Raw genomic sequence first — 14,427 nt, forward strand, 5'->3', positions numbered from 1 at the left:
GACCGCACCGTCCGCCGCCTTGCGGCCGCCGGCGGGGCCTGTAGCTCAATGGTTAGAGCCGACCGCTCATAACGGTCTGGTTGCAGGTTCGAGTCCTGCCGGGCCCACCACGTTGCTGTGGCTGCGCCTTGCCAAAAGGGAAGCCTTCCGAATTGAATCCGCCACCGCCGTCATCAGCCCTTCTGCAGCCGGTTCGGTTCTCGACGGAGCAGCTTTCTGCACGCGACCGGTTCGATGCCTGGCGGGAGTATCTGCGTCCCGTTGCCGATCTGGCGCCGGCAGCGGATGGGGTGGGGACCTCTGCGATCGATCTTGCGTGCTGGGATCTCGGCAACTTTGCGATGTGCCAGGAGCGGAACTCGGGAACGCGGTTCACGCGCACGTTGCGGCGCGTGAAGACGGTATTTGCGGATCACTGGTACCTGTTCCTGATCAAGGCCGGATCGAATTGGGTCGTCAGCGACGGCGGCTGGTCGTCCGGGCAGGAGATCCGCGGCGCGCCGGGGCAGCTCAGCTTGTATTCGCTCGGCGAAGCATTCCATGGCGAGATGAACCCGATCGAGGTCTTGATGCTGTTCATCCCGCGCGACGCATTCGCCCGGCAGGCCGGTAGGCTCGACCGGCTCAACAACACCATCATCGACACCACGCGTGGGCAGCTCCTGTCCGACTACATGCTGGCGCTCGAGCGCCAGTTGCCGAATCTGACGCATGACGAGGTGCCGGCGATCGTCCGCGCCACCGAGGCGATGATCGCCGCGTGCCTGACGCCGACGCCGCACAGCCTGGAAGATGCGCGGGACGGTGTCATTCTCAGTCTCGGAGAACGCGCCCGCAAGCTGGTGCAGGCTCGGCTGTCCGATCCAAGATTGACGCCGGCCTGTCTCGCCAAGAGCATCGGCGTGTCACGGAGCGCGCTGTATCGGCTGTTCGAACCGCACGGCGGCGCGGCGCGCTACGTGCGCAACACGCGCCTCGCCGCCGCGCATCGCGCGCTGTGCGATCTCACCGAGACCCGGCAGATCCAACAGATCGCCGGTTCGTTCGGGTTCACCAGCTCGCAGGAATTCAGCCGCGCCTTTCGCCTGCGATACGGCTACAGCCCGTCGGAACTGCGCGCTGATATCAGCAGATCGACGCTCCACCTCGGCCGCGATCCGGTGATCGAGGGCGGCCGGACGCTCGGCGAGTTTTTACGAACCACCGCTTGACGCCGGTCGCGGCGCGGCGTCGCGCCGCCATCTCGGACCTTCGTGGTCCGATGCCCGCGGAGTGCAAAGTCATTCTTGCCGCGTTTGCATATCAGCCTGGTCTAAATTGCTCAGTGGTACGTGGGTGTCATCTCTCTGAGCCGAATCGTGCTTAACTGATCCACTCCTCTCCTGCGACGCCCGCCGCAGATGTTGCTTTGTGGGTATTTTTATACTGTTGTCGATGCGATTGGTCGCCAATCGATTTGGGACCGGTTGTTTCGAAAGCGAGACGAAAAGCCAACGCCCCGCCGCCCCGTAAGGGTTTAAACTTCAGCACCGGGAAAGCGGCCGCCTGTGCGGCCTCCGTGCGCTGACAGAAGAAACTGTAGTACCCGCTTATGACGATATCCGCAGATCCAGATCGCGACTGGAAGAATCGCATTTCGGCGCAGGCTCTCAGGCAGATCCAGGAGCTCGATCTCGCCCTCGATCCGAACAGCTTCGAGCTGTGGTACACGTTCTTCTCCGGCCGGCACAAAGCGCTCACCGAGGCCGTCAACGCACTTTTGGCCGCGACCGGCCGGCCTAGCGCAGGTGACATTTCGGGCCTGTACGAGCAGTTTCTGTATCCGACCAAAGCGGTCACCCGCATCCATGCGATCGGCGCGCTGGTGCACAGCCAATCGAACGCGCTGATCGACGTGATCGAAGAGGCGTCGGATGCGACCCATGGCTACGAGACCCGGCTGTCGAGCGCGGCGCCGCGCCTGGCGCTCGGACGGATGGAAGACGGGCTGCAGGCGATCGTCGACGAACTGCTGACCTGGACGATGGACATTCAGACCGCCAACGCGGTGCTGGTGGACCGGCTGAGATCCGCCGCCGATCAGGTTCGCAAGTTGCAGGATCAGTTGGATCAGGTCCGGCTCGAGAGCATGACCGACCCGCTCACCGAGGTCGGCAACCGCAAGTACTTCGAGAACCAATTGTCCCAGCATGTCGCCAGCGACGACAGTGGCCCTCTCTCGCTGCTGATCGTCGATCTCGACAACTTCAAGCAATTCAACGATCGCCACGGCCATGTTGTCGGCGACGACGTGCTGCGGCTCGCGGCTTCGACCATCAAGCACAATTGTCGCCGTGACGACGTAGTTTGCCGCTATGGGGGGGACGAGTTCGCCATCATCCTGCCCCGCACGCCGTTGCGGGAGGCGCTGCTGCTCGGCGAGGCGATCCGGGCCGCGATCGCGGCGCGCGAGCTGCATCGCCGGTCGACCCATGAGAGCCTTGGCCGGCTCCTGATCTCGATCGGTGCAGCGGAGTTCAGGCCGGGCGAGACGGCGGATGATTTCGTCGAGCGTGCCGATCATTGGATGTACGCCGCCAAACAGGCGCGACGCGACAGGACGCGGCCCGGCCCCGACGCCGCCGCCCGCGATCCCGGCGAGCGGCGTCCGGACATCCTGTGGCACGAGACCTACGCTTGCGGCGAGCCGACGATCGACGCTCAGCACCGCGAGCTGTTCGACCTCGCCAACGTCATTCTCGGTCCCGAGATCGAGATGCTGGAGCCCGCCAGGCTGTCGGAGGTGGTCGAGCTGCTACTGACCCGCGTCGCCGAGCACTTTCAGTACGAACAGGCCGTGCTCGAAGCGTCCGGCTACGATGAATGTGGGCTGCACCGGATGGAGCACGACCATCTGCTGATCCGTGCCCGGCAGGTGAGCGAGGCGGTGGTCTCCGGGCATCAGTCGCTTGGCGAACTACGCGCGTTCCTGGTCAATTCGGTCATCCTCGGCCACATGCTCAAGGATGACCGGCGGTTTTTCCCGTTGTTCGACCGTCAAGCATCATCCGCCACGCAGAGTGGGGCCGCACCGGTGCATCGCGAGCGACGGCGGTTGTCGCTGTAGCAGGTGGTAAGACCGAACCGAGGCGTCTTGGCCCCTCCTATGCCGGATCGGGCTGCTTTCGCGCGGCTGTGATCCCAAATTGCATTCCTCGCCCGGGATTTTTCGCGAAATTGGTGTATCCTCGCAACCCCTGGCTGCAGGCGAGTCGGCCGTACATGATGCGGCGACCTCCGGCGGTTGGGCGAGGCGAAGTTGGCGCAGATGATCGGGTCGCAGTTCGGCAACGTGGTCATTGTGGTCTGGCGCGAGGGCGTCGAGGCGCTGCTGATCGTCGGCATCCTTAATGCCTGGCTGCGGAATAACGACGCCAGCGGGATTGGTCGGCGCTATCTGTGGGCGGGCGCGGCCGCCGGACTGCTGATCGCCTGCGGTTTCGGCACCACCATCGCACTGTCCAGCAGCACGATTCCGGTGACCAGCCGAGAAATCTATGAAGCGATCGCCACCCTTCTCGCCGCCGGCCTGATCGTCCACATGGTAGCCTGGATGCGCGGCCAGGGCCGCACTTTGCGCGACGAACTCGAAGCGGCACTGCGACAGGAAACCATCACCGCGAGTTGGTGGGGCGTCTTTACGCTGGCGGCCCTGGCGATCGCGCGCGAGGGCGCCGAAACGATCCTGTTCCTGCTCGGCGCGCTGTCGGCAAGCGAAAGCGCATCCCCGGCCGAGCCGATCCTGGGCGGCATCGCCGGCGTCGGCCTTGCGCTCGCGACCTACGCACTGCTGCAGTTCGGCAGCTGGATCGTAACTTGGCGGCTGTTCTTTCGCGTCACCGAAGTGATGATGTTGCTGCTCGCTGCCTCGCTGTTGATGAGCGGGGTGGATACCTTGAGCAAGCTCGGCATGCTGCCGTCGACCACGCGGCTGTGGGACAGTTCGGCGATGCTGTCCGACCACGGGCCGATCGGCGCCCTGGTGGCGGGCCTCACCGGCTATCGGTCGCAGCCGACCCTGCTCGAGCTCGGCTTCTACGCGGCGTATTGGATCTGCGTCGTTCTACTGCTGCGCAAGACGACGGCGCCCGAACAGGTCGTCGTCGCCGAGAACCGCGCCGAAATTCAGCGCTGAGCTGAACCCGTGGCGCGCGCCGCCGCATCCTGCGCCGCTTCCTCTTCCATCGAGCCGCGCAGGCTGCCCTGTTGCGCAAGGTGGGGGTACTGGCGCTTCATCTCGGCCTGCACGAATTTCACCGGCACATCGAAATACGCGCCATGCTCGCGGACATATTCCATGAACCGCGCGTCGTTGTTGTCGAACGCCTGCATCACCGCGTCCGAGGAGCCATCGAAGTCGAGCGGCGCGACGCCGAGCTTGTCGCACAGCGTGCGATTGAAGGTGGGCGACGCCTTGACCCATCGCTCGCCAGTGAAGCACTCGGCGTAGCCGTGCCAGGCGAACAGATCGGTGCCCATCGTTCGGGTCAGGTTCTCGGTGGCGAGATGATTCCGGACGTCGGCAAAGCACACCCGCGCCGGAATGCCGGACGCGCGCGCCAGCGCGGCGAACGCCGAAGCCTTGCCGACGCAGTAGCCGCGCTCGGCGCGCAGCACGCTCGATGCGCGGAAGATCTCGGGGCTGGAAAAGTCGACATAAGGATCATAGCGGACGCCGTCGCGCACTGCGAGGTACAGCGCGCGGAGTTTGTCGGCGAGCGTTTCGGCGCCGCGCGTCGCCTCAGCGGCGCGCGCGATCACTTCGGGATGATCGCTGTCGATGAATTCCGCCGGCGCCAGACAAACCGCGATTTCGGAGGCGGCTGTCTTGGCCATGGCGGAGTTGGCGCCGCTGTTGCCGGACTCAGACCGCATGCAGCTTCGGCCGAGAGGACAGGATCTGCTTTGCGATCACCACCGGACAATCGTCCGCGTGCTTGATTTCGTCGCCGGTCTGCAGCCAGGGCACCGATGCGCCGCACAATTTGCACTGGTTGTGCGCGCCGCCGTCCTCTTCGGAGACGATCTCGATGGCCGTCTTCAACAGGGCGGTGGCGATTTTGCGGACGTCTTCGGCGGCAGTGTCGGTCATGGCTTGATTCCGTGGAACGCGTGGCGGCCGGGCGACCGCGGCCGGAGTGTGCCGCCGTTCGCCGAGCGTTGCAACTAAACGGTGGCCCGGTGCGGGGCCTAGTAGCAGGGATGGCGACGGCCGTCCTGCCCCCGGTAGGCGGCGGCTCCCTGGCTGCACAGCGCCGACACCGGACCGTCATAGGTGGCGTAGGCGTGGCCCGGCCAGATCGGCGGCCCGTAGTTATGCAGATAGGGCGAGCTCGACTGGTGGTAGTGCGAATGATGGTGATGATGCTGTGCGCGATGATGCCGATGCCCAGCCAGCGCCGGAACGGCGGTGGCTGTGGACAGGATCATCACGGCACAGGCCAGCTTGAACGTGGTCATGACACACTCCGTTGGTTCCGGAAAAGGAACGTTCCCGACGCGCTGAGGTTTCATCGCGCCGCGGACGTTGTTGGCGTCAGCTGCGCTCGGCGGCTTCGGCACGGGACGGCGCGGCGCGCTCCGCGACCGCATCCGCCAGCCGCTCGATCTCGGCTGCGATGGTGTCGGCGTGGGCATGATGCGCCATGTGGCCGGCGCCGTTCAGTCGGAGCAGCCTTGCCTGCGGCACCGCCTGCGCCAGCGCTTCGGCGTGGACCTGCGGCGGCACCACCGGATCGGCGGTGCCGGCGACGATCACGGTCGGCACTTGGATGGCGCCATAACGCGGCACGTGATCGATCAGCTGATCCCGCAGCCCGGCATATTCTTCGAGACTGGCGGCGAACCGCTTGGCGGTCAGCGCCAGCGCCAGCCGGCTGCGCTCGGCATAGTCCGCCGGCGGCGTTTCCGGCCGGAAGATCCGCGCCGAGATCCGCTTCATCATCGCCAGCGACAGCGGCGGCAGCAGCGTGTAGGTGACCAGCGGCTTCATCAGTACTTCGGCGGCACGCTGGAACAGCGGCAGGCCCTGCGGTCGGGGATGGGTGGTCGGATTGATCAGAACGAGCCCGGCGACGGTGTCGGGATTGTCGAGCGCATAGCGCAGCGCGATCAGGCCGCCGAACGAATGCCCGACCACGATCAACGGGCCGGCGTCGCGATCGCGCAGCACTTCGCGGATCAGCGTCACCTGATAGGCCGGCGAGGCGACCGGGCCGGTGCCGGTGACGCTGTAGCCCTGGCCGGGGCGGTCCGGAACGATCACCCGCAGCCGCTGCGCCAGTCGCTCGCCCAGCGACATCCGCATGTCTTCGCAGCACAGGTTTGCGCCGTGCAGCAGCAAGACGGTTGGCTGGCCGGAGGCTGCGGGACGTGCCGGCGATAAATCGAGTGCGTGCATCCGCACGCCGTTGGCATTGATGAACACGCCGCGCGGCGGATAGCGCGCCTCCAGCCGGCGCGCCAGACGGCACGAGACCCAGCCCGCCGCCGTGAACAGCACGACGACGCTCAGCACCAGCAAGATCAACGTCGTCATCGTATCCTTCGGCCATAGAGAATCGGCCGCGGACGAGCCCGCAGCGGCAGCCGAAATTGAGCACGCGGACGTGTGGTCGCAATTGATCTTTCGCAATGGCTGCCCAACGGTCCGGGGATAGGTCTCGCCAAGGCGATCGACCGCGGACCATCATGTTGGAGAAAGTCGAGCAAATCGACACGCCGCGGCCCAATCTGGCGGTGCGCTGGGCGGGTGGGTTGTGGCGTCATAAATGGCCGGTGCTTGGCATCGCCCTGGTCCTGATCGCAGCGGGTCTCGGGCTTGCCCGGTTGCTGCTCGGGCCCGAGGTGGTGGCGGCGTTGGTCCAGCGCGGCAACCTGGTCCAGACCGTGGTTGCCAGCGGCCATATCGAAACACCTTACCGCGTCGAAATCGCCAGCCAGATTACCGGCACCGTCAAGGACGTGCTGGTGAAGGAGGGCGAGCAGGTGCATCAGGGCCAGCAGCTCGTCGCGATCGAGGCGTCGGAACTGCAGGCCTCGGTGGTGCAGGCCGAGGGTGCCGTGGCGCAGGCCCAGGCGCGGGTGCGCCAGCTGCGCGAACTGACCAAGCCGGCCGCCGACGAGGCGCTGAAGCAGGCCCAGGCCAATCTGCTCAATGCCCAGGCCGCTTACGAGCGCGCCTCCAAGCTGGCGGCCTCCGGCTACGGCACCAAGGCGACGCTCGACGACGCCACCAAGAATCTCGATGTCGCCCGCACCCAGGTGCGCACCGCCGAGCTGCAGGTGTTCACCACCAGCCCTGGCGGCAGCGACTTCGTCATGGCCGAAACCCAGCTCAGCCAGGCGCTCGCCAATCTGAACACCGCGCAGGCGCGGCTCGGCTATGCCACCATCGTGGCGCCGCGCGACGGCGTGCTGATCACCCGCAATGTCGAGCGCGGCACCGTGGTCCAGCCCGGCAAGGCGCTGCTGGTGCTGGCGCCGGCTGGCGACATCCAGATCGTGGTGCAGATCGACGAAAAGAATCTCGGCCAGCTCGCACTCGGCCAGCACGCGATGGCCTCCGCCGACGCCTATCCCGACAAGCGTTTCGACGCGACGCTGAGCTACATCAACCCGTCGGTCGACATCAACCGCGCCTCGGTCGAGATCAAGCTCAAGGTCGATGATCCGCCCGACTATCTGCGCCAGGACATGACGGTGTCGGTCGACATCGCCACCGCGCGGCGCGACGACGTGGTGATCGTGCCGGCGCGCGCGGTGAACGACGCTGCCGCGGCGCCCTACGTGCTGAAGGCGAGCGGCGGCCGCGCTGTTCGCCAGCCGGTCAAACTCGGCCTGCGCGGCGTCGGCTTCTACGAAGTGATCGACGGGCTCGTTCCGGGAGACCGGGTGATTCCGCTCGCCACCGGCGTCAAGCCGGATCAGCGCATCCGGGCGGTGCTGCGGTGAAGCGCTGGCTGCCGTTCGAGTGGATCGCCGCGGTGCGGTTCCTGCTCGACGGCGCGGTGCAGACGCTGGTGATCGTCGGCGGCATCGCGATCGGCGTCGGCGTCATCGTGTTCATGTCGGCGATGCTGGCGGGGCTGCAGGCCAATTTCATCAAGCGGGTGCTGACATCGGTGCCGCAGATCCAACTGCTGCCGCCGGATCAGGTGGCGCGGCCGCTGCGCAACCAGCCGGGCACGGTCGAAGCCGCGGTAGTGCAGCGCCCGACCCAGCGGATGATCTCGATCGATCAATGGCCGAAGATTCGCGCCGAGATGCAGGCGCGGCCCGACGTCGTCTATGCCGCTGCCACCGCGTCCGGTTCGGCGCTGGCGCTGCGCGGCGACACCAGCCGCGCCGTGACGTTGTACGGCATCGAACCGGAGATCTACTTCAAGATCGTCAAGGTGCCGGATTTCATCGTCGCCGGCGAGGCACAGGTCACCACCGAGGGCATCCTGATCGGCATCGAGCTGGCGCGCGACCTCGGCGCCTCGCTCGGCGACAAGATCATCGTGTCGACGCCGCTCGCGGGCAATCGCATCCTCACCATCAAGGGGATCTTCGATTTCGGCAACAAGGCCGCCAACCAGCGCAACACCTTCGTCACCCTGCGCAATGCCCAGAGCATGCTGGGGCTGATCGGCGGCGTCACCTCGATCGATCTGACGGTGGAGGACATCTATGCGGCGGAAACCATCGCCCAGGAGATTCAGGCGATGCTGCAGGTCAAGGCCGACAGCTGGATCAAGACCAATGCGCAGTTCTTCACCGCGGTGCAGGCGCAGCAGAACTCCAACACGCTGATCCGGCTGTTCGTCGGGCTGTCGGTGGCGTTCGGCATCGCCGCGGTGCTGATCGTATCGGTGATCCAACGCTCCAAGGACATCGGCATCCTGCGCGCGATGGGCACGCGGCGCGGGCAGATCCTGCGAGTGTTCCTGATCCAGGGCGGGCTGCTCGCCTTCGTTGGCTCGGTGCTGGGCTCGGCGTTCGGCGCGCTGGCGCTGTTCACCTGGCATCGCTCCGCGCGTCAGGTCGACGGCAGCGAGTTGTTTCCGCTGATCCTCGATCCCGATCTGTTCGTCTGGGCGGCGGTACTCGCCACTGCGACCGGCGTCGCCGCGGCGATCGCGCCGGCGCTGCGCGCCGCCAGGCTCGATCCGGTGGTGGCGATCCGTGGCTGACGTCCTCAAGCTCGACGGGATCCGCAAATCCTACAATGTCGGCACGCCGGTCGAAACCGAGGTGCTGCACGGCATCGACCTGACGATGCAGCGCGGTGACTTCCTGGCGCTGATGGGGCCGTCAGGCTCTGGTAAGTCGACGCTGCTCAACATCATCGGCCTGCTCGACCGCCCGACCGGCGGGCGCCTCCTGATCAATGGCGAGGACACCGGGCAGCTCAGCGACTCGGCGCTGACACACCTGCGCGGCCACGCCATCGGCTTCGTGTTCCAGTATCACTATCTGATCTCGGCGTTCACCGCGCGGGAGAATGTGATGATGCCGATGCTGGTCGATCGCGGCCGCCCCGACGCCGCGATGGAAAAGCGCGCCGACGAACTGCTCGACCGCGTCGGCCTCAGCCGCTGGCGCAACAACAGCGCCACCAACATGTCCGGCGGCCAGCAGCAGCGCGTTGCAGTCGCCAGAGCGTTGGCGATGGACCCGGATCTCGTGCTCGCCGACGAGCCGACCGGCAACCTCGATACCAAATCCGCCAATGACGTGTTCGAACTGATGCGCCAGATCAACCGGGAACGCGGCACCACGTTTCTGCTCGTCACCCACAACGACGACCTTGCCGAACGCTGCGACCGCATCGTCCGGGTGGTGGATGGCAAGATCGCGGGGTAGGGGACTGATCGGGCGGGTGCTCGGCGCGAGCATCGTCCCAAAAGCTGATGCGCGGGCCCGCTTCAGAACCCGCGCATCCGTCAATCGCTGCAGTGCTGATTAGTTGGTGACCCGTGCCTCGAGCACGTCGCCGAACATCTCCCAGCGATCGCCCTTGAACCGCATCAGCTGCATCTGCTCGATCGGAAAATGATCGGTGGGCGAGGTGTTCATGGTGATGCCTGGCAGCAGCGAGGCCGGTGCGTAGCCCTTCAGGCTGGTCGCCACCTTCATGATGTTCTCGCGGGTCAGATTATCGCCAGCCTGCCTCAGGATGTATTCCAGCGTCTGCCCCGCGCCGTAGGAATACAGCAGCAGACCGTTGGAGCGATCGGCGCCCGGCATGTATTTCTCGAGGAAGGCGTCCCACTCCTTCACGCCCGGATCGTTCTTCCAGGTCGGATCGGTCGGGTCCTTGACGTAGTTCGCGGTGATCGCGTCTTGGGCATATTCCATCCCGGCCGGTTTGATCACTGCACCGACCGACGACGAGACGTTGTTGAGAATATGAACCGGCTTCCAGCCGAGTTCGCCCATCTTGCGGATCGCCAGCGCGGCGAATTTTGGCGTGGAGAGATTGAGGAACAGATCGGCGCCCGAAGCCTTGAGCTTGGCCATCTGCGAATCGATGGTCGGATCGGTGATGTCGTAGGTCGCCTCGGAGATGATCATCGAGGTCTTGGCACCGAACCCGTCCTTGACGCCCTTGTAGATGTCCTTGCCGTAATCGTCGTTCGCCACCAGCACGGCGATCTTGGCGTTGGGATAGGTCGCCATGATCCACTTCGCGTAGATCCGGCCCTCCGCCTGATAGGGCGGATTGAACGGCATGGTCCAGGGATAGGTCTTCGGATCATCGCCGAACCGCGTGCCGCCGCTCGACAGCATCAGCTGCGGCACCTTCTTCTGGTTCAGATATTTCATCACGGCCGTGTTCGATGGCGTGCCAAGCGTGTGGTACAGGAACAGCACCTCGTCGCCTTCGACCAGCTTGCGGGTCTGCTCCACCGCCTTCGGCGGCGAGTAGGCGTCGTCATACGAAATGAAATTGATCTTGCGGCCGTTGATGCCGCCTTTCTCGTTCAGCATCTTGACGTAGGCGCTCTGGACCTGGCCGACGATGCCGTAAGCCGACGCCGGGCCGCTATAAGGCACGAAATTGCCGACTTTGATCTCGGTGTCACTGGCTCCCGGGCCGTAGGATTTCTGCGCAAGTGCAACGCCGGGTGCGAATAACGACGTCGCCGCGACAACGGCCGCAAGTCCGAAGAGTCTCATCTGTTTCCATCCCATTTTCTTGGCGCGATCTGTTCGATCGTCACGGTGGCGATACTAGACGCGCGCGGGAGGAGGGCGCAATCCCGATCACGTGGACTGATCAGCGCATCTGGCTGAGCGCCCATCGGTGGTGCGATGCAGCCAATACGCGTGAACGATCCGCCGAATTGCTTTGTGCGGAATTTAGGTTGCCGGACACTTCGTTCTGGCCAGGAGAGTTGATCTCCCTCGCACCGATAGGCTCACCGGGAGTGTTGCGACTGACACTGCCGTCGATGTGTCTGCGATCTGAGCTCTGTCGCAAATGGTGGATCGTTAGTGGATGCGGATCGCAGCTCGCCGGCTCGCTAATTAGAGATATCTTGCGGTCAGCGATCTGGGTTGCGCGCCTGCGATAAGCCCGGTGTTGTGATTACTTAGGTCATACGCGCAGCTACTTTTACGGAAAGACTTTCCGACCGGTCGTACGAAATTTCCCCGTAGAAGAATGGGGTCGCTTGTCGATGTTATTGATTTGTTTGAGGTGACGTTCTGGTGCGCGCCTTGCAGAGCTCTTTGGGTTGCGCGGAAATCGACGCGCAGACGCTGATCAGGGAGCTCCTTATGGGATCACTTGGTGCATTGTGGACGGCGACCACGGGCCTGCAGGCTCAGTCCGCCGCTTTTGAGAACATCTCGGGCAATGTCGCCAATGCGCAGACAACTGCATTCAAGGCGACCAATACGGCTTTTTCCGACCTCATCTATCCGCCGCAGGTCTCGGATACCGTCTTATGGCGTTCGGTCCTGACCAACAATCAGCAGGGATCGATCAGCAATGATCCGGTGAGTACCCATATGGCGATTGGCGGGGAGGGATATTTCACGGTCGAGGCGCCATCGGGGGTGAGTGGGAGCGGCCAGCCGACGTTCAGTACGAGCGAGACCACCTATACGCGACGCGGCGATTTCGATCTCAAGAACGGCTATCTCGTCAACGGCGCGGGTTACTACCTGATGGGGTCGCAAATTGATCCCGTCACCGGCGCCGTGGGCAGCCTGGCGCCGCTTCAGTTCGATACCAGTACGGAAGTGCCAAATCTCGGCGTTCTACAGAGCCTGTCGGTCAGCTCATCCGGCAAGCTGCAAGGCACCTATTCCAAGGGGCAGACAGTCGACGTTGCGTCGCTTTCGATAGCCAGCTTCGCCGGCGAGGGTTTTATGAAGCAAGGCAGTGGCGGAACATTCTCGCCGACGCCTCAATCCGGTCCGGCCCTCTACGTCAACGCCGGTACGGTGGTCGGGAGCGCCCTGGAGGCTTCGAATGTGGACATCGCGGATCAGATGACCACGATGGTTCAAGCGCAGCAGGCCTATTCGGCATGCACACGAGTCGTGACCGCATCGAACGAGATGATGCTGACGATGACCAGTCTCACCATCTAAGATGGTGGTGATGCGGTGTCGATCTCCTTCGTCGATGGGAGTAGGTGTCCCAACCGTTGCAGGTCAGTCAGCCGGGATCAACCGGCTGACTCTGATCAGGCTCACCGCGCCTGCGGCGTCGTCCGGTCTTCGGCTTTGAAGTACTTGCGGGCGTGGGCGACGATCTGGCCGTCGCTGGGGTGATCGACGGTCTCGACCGCGGCGATCTTGGCTTTCAGGGCCGGGTTGTGGTCGGCGATGTATTTTTCCAGCGCGTGCTTGGTCTGCGCCGGCCCGACGATCAACACGATGCCGGCGTCGGCGATCGCTTCCATCGCGGCGTGGAGGAAATGCTCGTCGACCGGCTCGTGGCCGGAGCCGACTGCGCGGTGATGGTGGACGTGCCGGTTCGGGTTGTCGGCGTGCACCACGAGCTTGTCGGTCTCGGCCGGGTTGAAGTGAAACACCCGCGCTTCGCGATGGTCGATCCAGATCACGGCGTGGAAATGGGGGCTGGTCATGGGGCGGTCTCCCGGTTTCTGATACGGCACACAGGCAATAACGATCGCGCGGCCGCGTGATGCGACGACACTACGGTGCGGCGCAGCGGATCGGCTTGATCGGCCGCAACTTTGGCCCGGGCGGGCGCCGGCGGTCAGCCGGCATGGCGCACCGTGCGACCCTCGATCGGGTAGGCCGGGTCGTTGTAGCCGGGCGTGGAGGGATGGCCGCTCGCCACCAGGGCGTCGACCAGCGCCTCGTCGTCAGCGGTGAAGCGGTAGTCGAGCGCCCGGACGTAATCGTCCCATTGCTGCTCGGTGCGTGGGCCGGCGATCACCGAGGTCACCAGCGCGTTGTTCAGCACCCAGCCGACCGCAAACTGGACGGCGGTGGCGCCCTTGGCTTCGGCGTGGGCGCGGATCTGCTGCGCCAGCTTCAGCGATTCCGGCCGCCATTCGGTCTGCAGCATCCGCTTGTCGGCCCGGCCGGCGCGGCTGTCCTTGTCCGGCTGCGCGTCGGGCGCGTATTTGCCGGTCAGGACGCCGCGCGCCAGCGGCGAGTAGGGGACGATACCGAGGCCGTAGAAGCCGCAGGCCGGGATGTGCTCGACCTCCGGCATCCGGTTCATGGCGTTGTAATACGGTTGGCTGACCACCGGGCGGTCGATGCCGAGGCGGTCGCAGATGTTGCAGATTTCGGCGACGCGCCAGGCGCGATAGTTCGACACGCCAAAGTAGCGGATCTTGCCGGCGCGGATCAGGTCGCCGATCGCCCGTACCGTTTCGTCGAGCGGCGTCGCATGGTCTTCGCGGTGCAGATAATAGATGTCGATCCAGTCGGTGCCGAGGCGCTTCAGGCTGTCGTCGGCTGCCTGAAGCACGCGGCGGCGCGACAACCCGGCACGGTTCGGTCCGTCTCCCATCGGATTGGCGACCTTGGTGGCGAGGATCCAGTGCTCGCGATGCGCCGCGATCGCGCGGCCGACCACCTGTTCGGATGCGCCCATTGAATAGACGTCGGCGGTGTCGATGAAATTGATCCCGGCGTCGCGCGCCTTATCGATAATCCGTGCCGAGGTCGGCTCGTCGGTCGCACCGCCGAACATCATGGTGCCGAGGCATAGCGGCGAGACTTTCAGGCCGCTGCGGCCGAGCGAACGATAGTCCATTGGGGGCCTCGTCTTTTGATAGTGGCATCGATCCCGGTTCTCATCCGTCATGGCCGGGCTTGTCCCGGCCATCCACGCCTTTGCGGGCGCTTGAAGACGTGGATGCCCGGCACAAGGCCGGGCATGACGATATCGGACGCGAGTGCGGC

14 protein-coding genes and 1 tRNA gene are annotated in these 14,427 nt (G+C 64.8%); 8 read left to right on the top strand and 7 right to left on the bottom strand.

Annotation, left to right across the window (positions count from 1 at the left end):
• Nucleotides 1-34 precede the first annotated feature (34 nt).
• The 4 genes from HZF03_RS08060 (at nt 35) to HZF03_RS08075 (ending at nt 4,174) form a co-directional block, all read left to right on the top strand.
• Nucleotides 35-110 (top strand) — tRNA-Ile (locus tag HZF03_RS08060).
• 282 nt (nt 111-392) lie between these two features.
• Entirely contained in the window at nt 393-1,211 is an 819-nt protein-coding gene (locus HZF03_RS08065) for a helix-turn-helix domain-containing protein (protein WP_234832306.1), read from the top strand.
• Nucleotides 1,212-1,591: 380 nt separating this feature from the next.
• A complete protein-coding gene (locus HZF03_RS08070) occupies nt 1,592-3,106 on the top strand; it encodes a diguanylate cyclase (protein ID WP_119019501.1) in 1,515 nt (504 codons plus the stop codon).
• Nucleotides 3,107-3,307: 201 nt separating this feature from the next.
• Nucleotides 3,308-4,174, top strand: a complete 867-nt coding sequence (locus HZF03_RS08075; RefSeq protein ID WP_119019506.1) for an FTR1 family iron permease — start codon at nt 3,308-3,310, stop codon at nt 4,172-4,174.
• On the opposite strand, the gene HZF03_RS08080 is transcribed toward HZF03_RS08075, so the two are convergent.
• The 4 genes from HZF03_RS08080 to HZF03_RS08095 all read right to left on the bottom strand — a co-directional run bounded on the left by HZF03_RS08080 (nt 4,165) and on the right by HZF03_RS08095 (nt 6,577).
• Complete coding sequence (locus HZF03_RS08080) at nt 4,165-4,875, bottom strand: transglutaminase-like domain-containing protein (protein WP_234832305.1); 711 nt, start codon at nt 4,873-4,875, stop codon at nt 4,165-4,167. The genes HZF03_RS08075 and HZF03_RS08080 overlap by 10 nt on opposite strands.
• 28 nt (nt 4,876-4,903) lie before the next feature.
• Entirely contained in the window at nt 4,904-5,131 is a 228-nt protein-coding gene (locus HZF03_RS08085) for a DUF3222 family protein (RefSeq protein ID WP_011157204.1), read from the bottom strand.
• Between the two features lie 98 nt (nt 5,132-5,229).
• Nucleotides 5,230-5,499, bottom strand: coding sequence for a hypothetical protein (locus HZF03_RS08090; RefSeq protein ID WP_119019499.1), 270 nt, complete (start codon nt 5,497-5,499; stop codon nt 5,230-5,232).
• Between the two features lie 76 nt (nt 5,500-5,575).
• Nucleotides 5,576-6,577, bottom strand: coding sequence for an alpha/beta fold hydrolase (locus HZF03_RS08095; RefSeq protein WP_011157206.1), 1,002 nt, complete (start codon nt 6,575-6,577; stop codon nt 5,576-5,578).
• A gap of 152 nt (nt 6,578-6,729) precedes the next feature.
• Between HZF03_RS08095 and HZF03_RS08100 the strand changes: the two genes are divergently transcribed.
• The 3 genes from HZF03_RS08100 to HZF03_RS08110 are packed head-to-tail and all read left to right on the top strand — an operon-like array spanning nt 6,730 to nt 9,888.
• A complete protein-coding gene (locus HZF03_RS08100; RefSeq protein ID WP_012495226.1) occupies nt 6,730-7,992 on the top strand; it encodes an efflux RND transporter periplasmic adaptor subunit in 1,263 nt (420 codons plus the stop codon).
• Nucleotides 7,989-9,215: an ABC transporter permease gene (locus tag HZF03_RS08105; RefSeq protein ID WP_119019498.1), complete on the top strand. Its 1,227-nt coding sequence runs from the start codon at nt 7,989-7,991 to the stop codon at nt 9,213-9,215. Before HZF03_RS08100 ends, HZF03_RS08105 begins: the two co-directional genes overlap by 4 nt.
• On the top strand, nt 9,208-9,888 hold the full coding sequence (locus HZF03_RS08110; RefSeq protein WP_011157209.1) for an ABC transporter ATP-binding protein: 681 nt from the start codon (nt 9,208-9,210) through the stop codon (nt 9,886-9,888). The genes HZF03_RS08105 and HZF03_RS08110 overlap by 8 nt, the downstream gene beginning before the upstream one ends.
• Nucleotides 9,889-9,987: 99 nt before the next feature.
• On the opposite strand, the gene HZF03_RS08115 is transcribed toward HZF03_RS08110, so the two are convergent.
• A complete protein-coding gene (locus tag HZF03_RS08115; protein WP_119019497.1) occupies nt 9,988-11,205 on the bottom strand; it encodes an ABC transporter substrate-binding protein in 1,218 nt (405 codons plus the stop codon).
• Between the two features lie 534 nt (nt 11,206-11,739).
• Here HZF03_RS08115 and HZF03_RS08120 point away from each other — a divergent pair.
• On the top strand, nt 11,740-12,630 hold the full coding sequence (locus HZF03_RS08120) for a flagellar hook basal-body protein (protein ID WP_234832304.1): 891 nt from the start codon (nt 11,740-11,742) through the stop codon (nt 12,628-12,630).
• Nucleotides 12,631-12,731: 101 nt separating this feature from the next.
• On the opposite strand, the gene HZF03_RS08125 is transcribed toward HZF03_RS08120, so the two are convergent.
• Together HZF03_RS08125 and HZF03_RS08130 are read right to left on the bottom strand one after the other, a co-directional pair.
• Nucleotides 12,732-13,130: a translational machinery protein gene (locus HZF03_RS08125; RefSeq protein ID WP_119019495.1), complete on the bottom strand. Its 399-nt coding sequence runs from the start codon at nt 13,128-13,130 to the stop codon at nt 12,732-12,734.
• Nucleotides 13,131-13,264: 134 nt separating this feature from the next.
• Nucleotides 13,265-14,278: an aldo/keto reductase gene (locus HZF03_RS08130; protein WP_179906283.1), complete on the bottom strand. Its 1,014-nt coding sequence runs from the start codon at nt 14,276-14,278 to the stop codon at nt 13,265-13,267.
• Nucleotides 14,279-14,427: the final 149 nt, after the last annotated feature.

The sequence above is a fragment of the Rhodopseudomonas palustris genome, assembly GCF_013415845.1.
GTDB classification, from domain to species: Bacteria; Pseudomonadota; Alphaproteobacteria; order Rhizobiales; family Xanthobacteraceae; genus Rhodopseudomonas; species Rhodopseudomonas palustris_F.

Excerpts from the sequence above, each read along its gene's own strand:
- HZF03_RS08130 (WP_179906283.1), bottom strand. The coding sequence starts at position 14,278 with ATGGACTATCGTTCGCTCGGCCGCAGCGGCCTGAAAGTCTCGCCGCTA.
- HZF03_RS08095 (WP_011157206.1), bottom strand. The coding sequence starts at position 6,577 with ATGACGACGTTGATCTTGCTGGTGCTGAGCGTCGTCGTGCTGTTCACG.
- HZF03_RS08115 (WP_119019497.1), bottom strand. The coding sequence starts at position 11,205 with ATGAGACTCTTCGGACTTGCGGCCGTTGTCGCGGCGACGTCGTTATTC.
- HZF03_RS08070 (WP_119019501.1), top strand. The coding sequence starts at position 1,592 with ATGACGATATCCGCAGATCCAGATCGCGACTGGAAGAATCGCATTTCG.
- HZF03_RS08125 (WP_119019495.1), bottom strand. The coding sequence starts at position 13,130 with ATGACCAGCCCCCATTTCCACGCCGTGATCTGGATCGACCATCGCGAA.
- HZF03_RS08080 (WP_234832305.1), bottom strand. The coding sequence starts at position 4,875 with ATGGCCAAGACAGCCGCCTCCGAAATCGCGGTTTGTCTGGCGCCGGCG.
- HZF03_RS08075 (WP_119019506.1), top strand. The coding sequence starts at position 3,308 with ATGATCGGGTCGCAGTTCGGCAACGTGGTCATTGTGGTCTGGCGCGAG.
- HZF03_RS08090 (WP_119019499.1), bottom strand. The coding sequence starts at position 5,499 with ATGACCACGTTCAAGCTGGCCTGTGCCGTGATGATCCTGTCCACAGCC.
- HZF03_RS08100 (WP_012495226.1), top strand. The coding sequence starts at position 6,730 with ATGTTGGAGAAAGTCGAGCAAATCGACACGCCGCGGCCCAATCTGGCG.
- HZF03_RS08085 (WP_011157204.1), bottom strand. The coding sequence starts at position 5,131 with ATGACCGACACTGCCGCCGAAGACGTCCGCAAAATCGCCACCGCCCTG.